At 61.6% G+C, this 7,328-nt stretch carries 7 protein-coding genes; 4 read left to right on the top strand and 3 right to left on the bottom strand.

Going from position 1 to position 7,328, the window contains the following annotated elements; translation table 11 throughout:
* On the bottom strand, window positions 1-334 hold a 334-nt coding region (mutL, locus tag E5W87_RS29895), incomplete at its 3' end, for a DNA mismatch repair endonuclease MutL (protein ID WP_292405835.1).
* Between the two features lie 84 nt (window positions 335-418).
* Window positions 419-1,321: a LysR family transcriptional regulator gene (locus tag E5W87_RS29900; protein WP_292405837.1), complete on the bottom strand. Its 903-nt coding sequence runs from the start codon at window positions 1,319-1,321 to the stop codon at window positions 419-421.
* A gap of 104 nt (window positions 1,322-1,425) precedes the next feature.
* Between E5W87_RS29900 and E5W87_RS29905 the strand changes: the two genes are divergently transcribed.
* The gene (locus tag E5W87_RS29905) at window positions 1,426-2,415 is read left to right on the top strand and encodes a zinc-dependent alcohol dehydrogenase family protein (RefSeq protein WP_292405840.1); all 990 of its coding nucleotides are present in this window, start codon (window positions 1,426-1,428) and stop codon (window positions 2,413-2,415) included.
* A 21-nt stretch (window positions 2,416-2,436) separates the two neighbouring features.
* On the opposite strand, the gene E5W87_RS29910 is transcribed toward E5W87_RS29905, so the two are convergent.
* Window positions 2,437-3,345: a LysR substrate-binding domain-containing protein gene (locus E5W87_RS29910; protein WP_292405844.1), complete on the bottom strand. Its 909-nt coding sequence runs from the start codon at window positions 3,343-3,345 to the stop codon at window positions 2,437-2,439.
* Window positions 3,346-3,437: 92 nt separating this feature from the next.
* Here E5W87_RS29910 and E5W87_RS29915 point away from each other — a divergent pair, with 92 nt between their 5' ends.
* The 3 genes from E5W87_RS29915 (at window position 3,438) to E5W87_RS29925 (ending at window position 7,291) form a co-directional block, all read left to right on the top strand.
* The gene (locus tag E5W87_RS29915) at window positions 3,438-4,988 is read left to right on the top strand and encodes a trimethylamine methyltransferase family protein (RefSeq protein WP_292405846.1); all 1,551 of its coding nucleotides are present in this window, start codon (window positions 3,438-3,440) and stop codon (window positions 4,986-4,988) included.
* A 43-nt stretch (window positions 4,989-5,031) separates the two neighbouring features.
* Entirely contained in the window at window positions 5,032-6,681 is a 1,650-nt protein-coding gene (locus E5W87_RS29920; protein ID WP_292405849.1) for an ABC transporter substrate-binding protein, read from the top strand.
* Between the two features lie 130 nt (window positions 6,682-6,811).
* Window positions 6,812-7,291 carry a DUF3828 domain-containing protein gene (locus tag E5W87_RS29925; RefSeq protein ID WP_292405852.1) on the top strand — a complete coding sequence of 160 codons (480 nt, stop codon included), beginning with the start codon at window positions 6,812-6,814 and terminating at the stop codon, window positions 7,289-7,291.
* Window positions 7,292-7,328: the final 37 nt, after the last annotated feature.

A 7,328-nucleotide genomic window follows, 5' to 3' on the forward strand; every position in this document is an offset into this window, starting at 1 on the left:
TGCGCGAGCGGATCGACAGTCGCGCCACCGAGCCGATCGACGGCAGCGCTTCGCCGCGAAAGCCGAGCGAGCGGATGTCGTGAATGTTGTCGGCGAGCTTCGATGTGCAGTGGCGTGCGATCGCCAGCGCCAGTTCCTTTTCCGGGATGCCCGAGCCGTCGTCGGTGACGCGGATCAGGTTGAGCCCGCCGCCGGCGGTGACGATCTCGACTCTGGCAGCGCCGGCATCGAGCGCGTTCTCGACCAGTTCCTTGACCACGCTTGCCGGACGCTCGATGACTTCGCCGGCGGCGATCTGGTTGATCATCGTTTCGGAGAGCTGGCGGATAGGCATAAGAGCACTATAGGCGGATTCGCGGCCCATGCGGGAGGGGTAGAATTGGAATCCGGGCGGCTGACCGCGAACGGGCCGCGCTCGTCACGTCATGAGCTTGGGCAGTGCTGCCGCCAGCGCATCGACGGCAAGACGAACCTTCAGCGGCAAGTGAGGCGTCTGCAGCCATAGCGCATAGACGTCGTAAAGAAATCCCGGCTGTTCCGGCAACAGCACGACAAGCGCGCCCGCCTGAATGCGCTCACGAACCAGCCAGTATGGCAGCCAGGCAAGCCCCATGCCGGCGGCCGCGACATCGGCGATCGCATCGAGGTCGTCGAGCCGCAGCCGGCTGACCGGCATGACCTCCAGCGCGGGCTGGCCGTTGCGCGGCAACAGCCACGGTTGAACGACACGGCCCGAACGGCGGTAGATGATGGCCTGGTGGCTGCCGAGATCCTCTACCTGTCGTGGCCACCCGTGCATATCGAGGTAGGCTGGCGACGCGCAGACGACCATGCGCTGGCGCGCGATTCGACGCGCCATCACGCCGGCCTGATCCTCCAGATTGCCGGTCCGGATGGCAAGATCGCAGCCATCCTCTGCAAGATCGGCGATGGGGTCGCTGAACGACAGGTCGAGTTCGAGCGCGGGATATTGCTGCGCCAGCTCCAGCAGGATCGGAGCAACGCAGCGCCGGCCGAAATGCACGGGCATGATGACGCGCAGCTTTCCGCGTGGTTCGGAAAGTTGATCGGCCGCGAGCGCATCTGCAGCCTCGGCTTCCGCGATTACCATTCGGCAACGCTCATAATAGGCGCGCCCGAAGTCGGTCAGGCTCTGGCGGCGTGTGGTCCGGTTGATGAGGCGCACGCCCAGACGCTCCTCGAGAAATCGGACATGCTTGCCGACCATCGGTCCGGACAGATCGAGAGTGGCAGCAGCCGCCGCGAACGAGCCCAGATCGACGGCTTTGACGAACACGGCCATGCTCGTAAGGCGATCCATATTCAAAACTCTCAGTTTCCACTGTTCTGCCCAGGCAGCTATTTATCCGCCAGATGGCCGCTGGCATAGCATATTCGGTTCAAATATTTTGGAGTTATGACCGGATGGCACGTGTTGTTCGTTTTCATGAGCATGGTGGTCCCGAGGTTCTGCGCATCGAGAATATCGATATTCCTGGGCCAGGTCGGGGCGAGATTCAGATCCGGGTCAAGGCGTTGGGCCTCAACCGGGCCGAGGCGCTGCTGCGTTTGGGCACTTATATCCAGACGCCGCCGTTGCCTTCCGGTCTTGGCCTTGAGGCAGCGGGTATCGTCGAAGCGGTCGGCGAAGGCGTGGACGGTTTTGCGCCAGGTGACGCAGTCAGCGTCGTGCCGCCAATATCGATGGCCCGCTGGCCCGCCTATGGGGAGATTGCCACATATCCCGCCGAGCTCGTGGTCAAGCATCCGCCATCCCTCAGCTGGGAAGAGGCGGCAGCCGGCTGGATGCAATATCTCACCGCCTATGGTGCACTGATCGACATTGCCAAGCTCAGCAGGGAGGACTTTGTCGTCATCACCGCGGCATCGAGCAGTGTCGGACTTGCCGCGATCCAGATCGCCAACATCGTTGGTGCGACCCCGATCGCCGTCACGCGGACATCTGCCAAAAAGCAGGCCTTGCTCGAGTTCGGCGCCGCCCATGTCATTTCTTCAGCGGACGAAGATCTGGAAGCCCGGCTGAAGGACATCGCCGGTCCGGAGGACATCCGAGTGGTGTTCGACGCAGTCGGCGGCCCGATTTTCGCGCCTCTCACTGCCGCGATGGCACGGGGTGGCATTCTTATCGAATATGGCGGCTTGAGCCCCGAGCCGACGCCGTTCCCGCTGTTTACCGTGCTGGCCAAGATGCTAACGCTGCGCGGCTATCTCGTCCACGAAATCACTGGCGATCCGGTGAAGCTGGAGGCCGCCAAGGCGTTCATCCTCGACGGAATGATATCAGGTTCGCTAAAGCCGGTAATCGCCAAAACCTTTTCATTCGACCAGATCGTCGAAGCGCATCGCTTTCTCGAGTCGAACAAGCAATTCGGCAAGATTGTCGTGACGATTTGACCGGGCACTATTGGGATGGCCTCACGCCTGCGCGGCCAGCCAGTCCCGAACCTTGCGGGCATTGTCGCTGAGTTCGCGGTTCTTCGGCCAGATGATGTGGAAGCGCGTGCCGGTTCTCATCACATGGCTGGTGGCGCTCACCAGCAGGCCCGATGCCAGCAGTCGCTCGGCCAGATGCCGCCAGCCAAGCGCGATGCCTTGCCCCTCCATGACCGCCTGGATCACCAGCGCATAGTCGTTGATGCGCAAGCCTCGCCCGGCGTCGGCCTCCTTCAGGCTGGCCCCGGCGGAGTGGAACCACTCCTCCCAGCTCGCCGCCTCGCGAAACGGCTCCTCGAGATGGATGAGGCGGTGTGACGCCAATTCCTCGACGGTTTGCGGCAGGCCGAACTTCGCCACATAGCTGGCGCCGGCAACAGGAAAGATTTCCTCGTCGGCCAGCGGCAGGCAATGATAGTCCGGCCACTCCCGGGGCTCGCCACCGCGCACAGCGAGCGGAATGCCCTCGGCGATGATGTCGAGGTCGCGGTCAGCGGTCTGGATACGCAGATCGATGCCCGGCAATTCGTCGCGGAATTGCTGCAGGCGCGGCATCATCCAGAACGAGCCGAAAGCGGTCGACGCGGCAAGCGTCACATGGCCGCCGGTCGCCTGTAGGCGCAAATCCTCCGCCGATTTGCGGATGTGCGACAGGCCAAGCGAGACGTCGGCGTGAAAGCGGTCACCGGCTTCGGTCAGGCTGACTTGTCGATGGCGACGCTGGAAGAGTTTCGCGCCGAGCTGCTCTTCAAGCCCCCGGATCGCGTAGGACACGGCAGCCTGCGTCATGCCAAGCTCTCGCCCGGCGGCGGTAAAACTCGACAGCCGCCCGGCGGCTTCGAAAACGATCAGGCTGCCGGCGGACGGCAGCAGGTGGCGCAGGCTTCGCATAAGCTGAACTTATACAAGAGATCAGGATTTTCCAGCGTCACAGCTGTATTTTGTCTCGCTAAGTTGACTGGCTCTGGGAGGATGGAGTTTCCATGAACGCACCGGCCGCTGAAGTGACCGAACACGCCAATCGTCGAGCGGGTGGCCGCCTGGGGCGCAAGGCGCTGCGGGGAACTCCCATGGCGTCGTTTCCGACCCTGGTCCGTAAGATTCCGGTATATCAAATGGTCCCGGATGAGGCGGTGGAGCTGATTCACCAGGAGTCGCTCTCCATCCTCGAAGAGGTGGGGTGCGAGTTCCGCGACGACGAGGCCATTGCAATGTGGAAGGCGGCGGGAGCCGATGTCTCGGACACAAGAGTCCGGATCGACCGTGCCCTCCTGATGGAACTCGTCTCGAAGGTCCCGCCGGAATTTACGCTCAATGCGCGCAATCCCGAGCGTTCGGTGCGCGTCGGCGGAAACAACTCCATATTCGTGCCGATGTATGGGGCACCTTACGTGCGCGACCTCGACAACAACAGGCGCTACGGCACACTCGCCGACCTCAACAATTTCCACAAACTCGCTTACATGGCGCCGGCGCTGCACTCGTCGAGTTCGATCATCTGCGAGCCGATGGAAATCGCGGTGCCGAAGCGTCACCTTCACATCATCCATTCGGCGCTGAAGCACTCAGACAAGCCGTTTATGGGCATCGTGACCTCCAAGGATCGGGCGGAAGACACGATGGCGATGGCAGGCATCGTGTTCGGCGAGGATTTTGTCCGCGACAACCCGGTGCTGGTGGCGATCACCAACTGCAATTCGCCGCTGGTCTGGGATGCCACCATGCTGGATGCGATGAAAGTCTATGCGCGCCACAACCAGCCATTGATTCTCGCGCCCTTTGCGCTTTGCGGCGCCTCGACTTCGGCATCGGCCGTGGGAGCGGTCGCGCAGGTCAATGCGGAAGCGCTGGCAGGCATCGCGTTCACCCAGCTCCTGCGTCCGGGTTCGCCGCAGATCTACGGACAGTTCATGGTAACTGTCGACATGAAGACCGGTGCTCCCATGGGCGGCACGCCGGAGGCGGCCCAGATGATGTATCTGATGGGGGCACTGGCGCGAAAATACCGGCTGCCCTGGCGCACGTCGGGCTTCCATGTCGGGTCGAAGCTGAACGACGCCCAGGCGGGTTACGAGGCGAACATGCTGATGCATGCCGCCATCCTTGCCGGCGCCAACTACATCTGGCACTCCGCCGGCTGGCTCGAGGCCGGCCTGACCTGCGGCTATTCGAAATTTGCCACGGACTGCGAACAGCTTGTCGGCTGGTACAAATATGCTGGCGGTCTCCCGTTCGACGATTTCAAGGAGGCTATGGCGGCGATCCGCGAGGTCGGGCCGCAGGGCCATTTCCTCGGCACCCAGCACACGCTCGAGCACTTCGAGTCTGCCTTCTTCATACCCAGCATCATGGACTTCAATTCGTTCGAACAGTGGAAGGCCGAAGGGGCAAAGGACCACGATACCCGGGGTCGCGAGAAAGCGCGCAACATGCTCGCCGATTATGAGGAGCCGAAGCTCGATGAGGGCATCGCCGACGGTCTCAAAGATTTGATCGCGGCGCGCGAGGAGAAGCTGCCGGACAGCGTTAGTTGATGGGACAGGCGAAGACCTGACGGAACTTTAAGGGAGGAAAAAAATGACACTTTTCAGAAGCAATGGTGACCGCGTGCCGGGCGCCATCGAGGCGATGGCAGAAGAGGCGCGCGCGGGTCGCATGGACCGGCGCGAGTTTCTGGCCTTGGCAAGCGCCTTCGGCGCATCGACGGGCTTTGCCTATGGCATGATCGGTCTTGCCGGGCCGAAACAGGCTTTGGCGGAAGAGCCGAAGAAAGGCGGAACGCTGCACGTTTCGATGTCGGTGAAGGCACAAAAGGACCCGCGCACTTACGACTGGGTGGAGCTTGCGAACATTTCGCGCTGCTGGCTGGAGCCGCTTGTCCGCTACACGCGCGAATTCACTTTCGAGCCGGTCTTGCTCGAGAGCTGGGACGTCAACGACGACGCCACCGAATATGTGCTGCATGTGCGCAAGGGCATCACCTGGAACAACGGCGATACTTTCAACGCCGATGACGTGGTCTACAATCTGACGCGCTGGTGCGAGAAGGGTGCCGCCGGCAATTCGATGGCCGCCCGCGTCGGTGCGCTGATCGACGAAAAAACCGGCAAGGCAAGGGATGGAGCGATTGCCAAGGTCGACGACAACACGGTCAAGCTGACGCTGAACGAACCTGATATCTCGCTGATCCCCAACTTCACCGACTATCCGGCGCTGGTGGTCCATCGCAATTTCGACGCCGACGGTGCGGATCCTATCAAGAAGCCGATCGGTACCGGTCCCTTCGAGCTCGTCTCTTACGATGTCGGCCAGAAAGCCGTCGTCAAGCGCCGCGAGAACGGCAAGTGGTGGGGTGGTGAAGCGCCGCTCGACAGTGTTGAATTCATCGACTACGGAACCGACTTCAACGCCTCGGTGAACGCATTCGACTCCGGCGAGATCGACGTTAATTTCGAGACGCCCGCCGACTTCATCGACATCCTCGACAAGATGGGGCTGGAGAAATCCGAGGTCGCGACCGCGACGACGCTCGTTGCCCGGACCAACATCACGCACAAGCCCTATGACGACCAGCGGGTGCGCAACGCGCTGCAGATGGCCGTCGACAACAATGCGGTGCTCCAACTTGGCTACGCCGGGAGAGGGACCGTTGGTGAAAATCACCACGTCAGCCCGATCCATCCGGAATACTACCCGCTGCCCAAAAAGACGCGCGACGCGGCGGGCGCCAAGAAGTTGATGGCCGAGGCCGGACAGGCCGACTTCGAGCATGAACTGATCACCGTCGAGGACGATTGGCAAAAGAATACCGGCGACGCGATTGCCGGCCAGCTGCGCGAAGCCGGGATCAAGGTGAAGCGCACAGTGCTGCCGGGATCGACCTTCTGGAACGATTGGACGAAGTACCCCTATTCCATGACCATCTGGTACATGCGCCCGCTCGGCGTTCAGGTGTTGGCGCTCGGCTATCGCACCGGCGAGGCCTGGAATGAAACGGCGTATTCGAATCCCGATTTCGACGCCAAGCTCAAGCAGGCTCTTTCACTCATCGATGTGGAGAAGCGCCGCGAGGTCATGAAGGACGTCGAGCAGATCCTGCAGGATTCGGGCGTCATCGTTCAGCCGTTCTGGCAGAAGCTGTACAGCCATATGAACGAGAAGGTGAAGAACTACGCCGTCCACCAGACCTTCGAAATGGATCTCCAGAACGTCTGGCTGGACGCCTGAGGTAACGCTCAAGGTTGGCAAGCTGTGCTCGCAGACGAGGCGCTCGGGGATTTCATGGGCGGCAAAAAAGCCGGGATGCAGGATTCGTGGTATTGAACGGTTCCCACCACGAAAGCCTGGAGATTATCGGATGAGACTGACTGCGCTTGCCGCCGCCCTTTCGATCGCAGCACCTGGGGCCGCCTTCGCCGGTCCGGCATCCAATGCGGTGAAGTTCTTCTACATGCCCGAGGTCAAATTCGAGGCCGACGCGAAATACCGCGACCGCTTCACCGAGCCGGTGACCAAGCTGTTCGACCTCAACGACCAGGCGCAGAAGAACAAGCCGGACGAGGTGCCTTGCATCGACTTCGCCCCCGGTCTCGACGCACAGGATTTCGACGAGAAGACAGTCGCCAAGACGTTGAAGTTGTCTGAAGCAGTGGATGGCGATCGCGCCGAGGTGACGGCGACGTTCAACCTTTTCCCGGAAGGCGATGAATCCAAACGCGAAATGGTCTGGTCGCTCAAGAAGATCGACGGCCAGTGGAAGATCGCCGACATCACCTCGAAGACCAACGGCTGGACGCTGAGTGCGCTCGAATGCCTGGCTGGCCAGACTCCGGAGTGATGCCATGGTCCGCGTCCTGGCGCTGGCGACTGTGTGC

The organism is Mesorhizobium sp. (assembly GCF_004962925.1).
Taxonomy (GTDB): Bacteria; Pseudomonadota; Alphaproteobacteria; order Rhizobiales; family Rhizobiaceae; genus Mesorhizobium.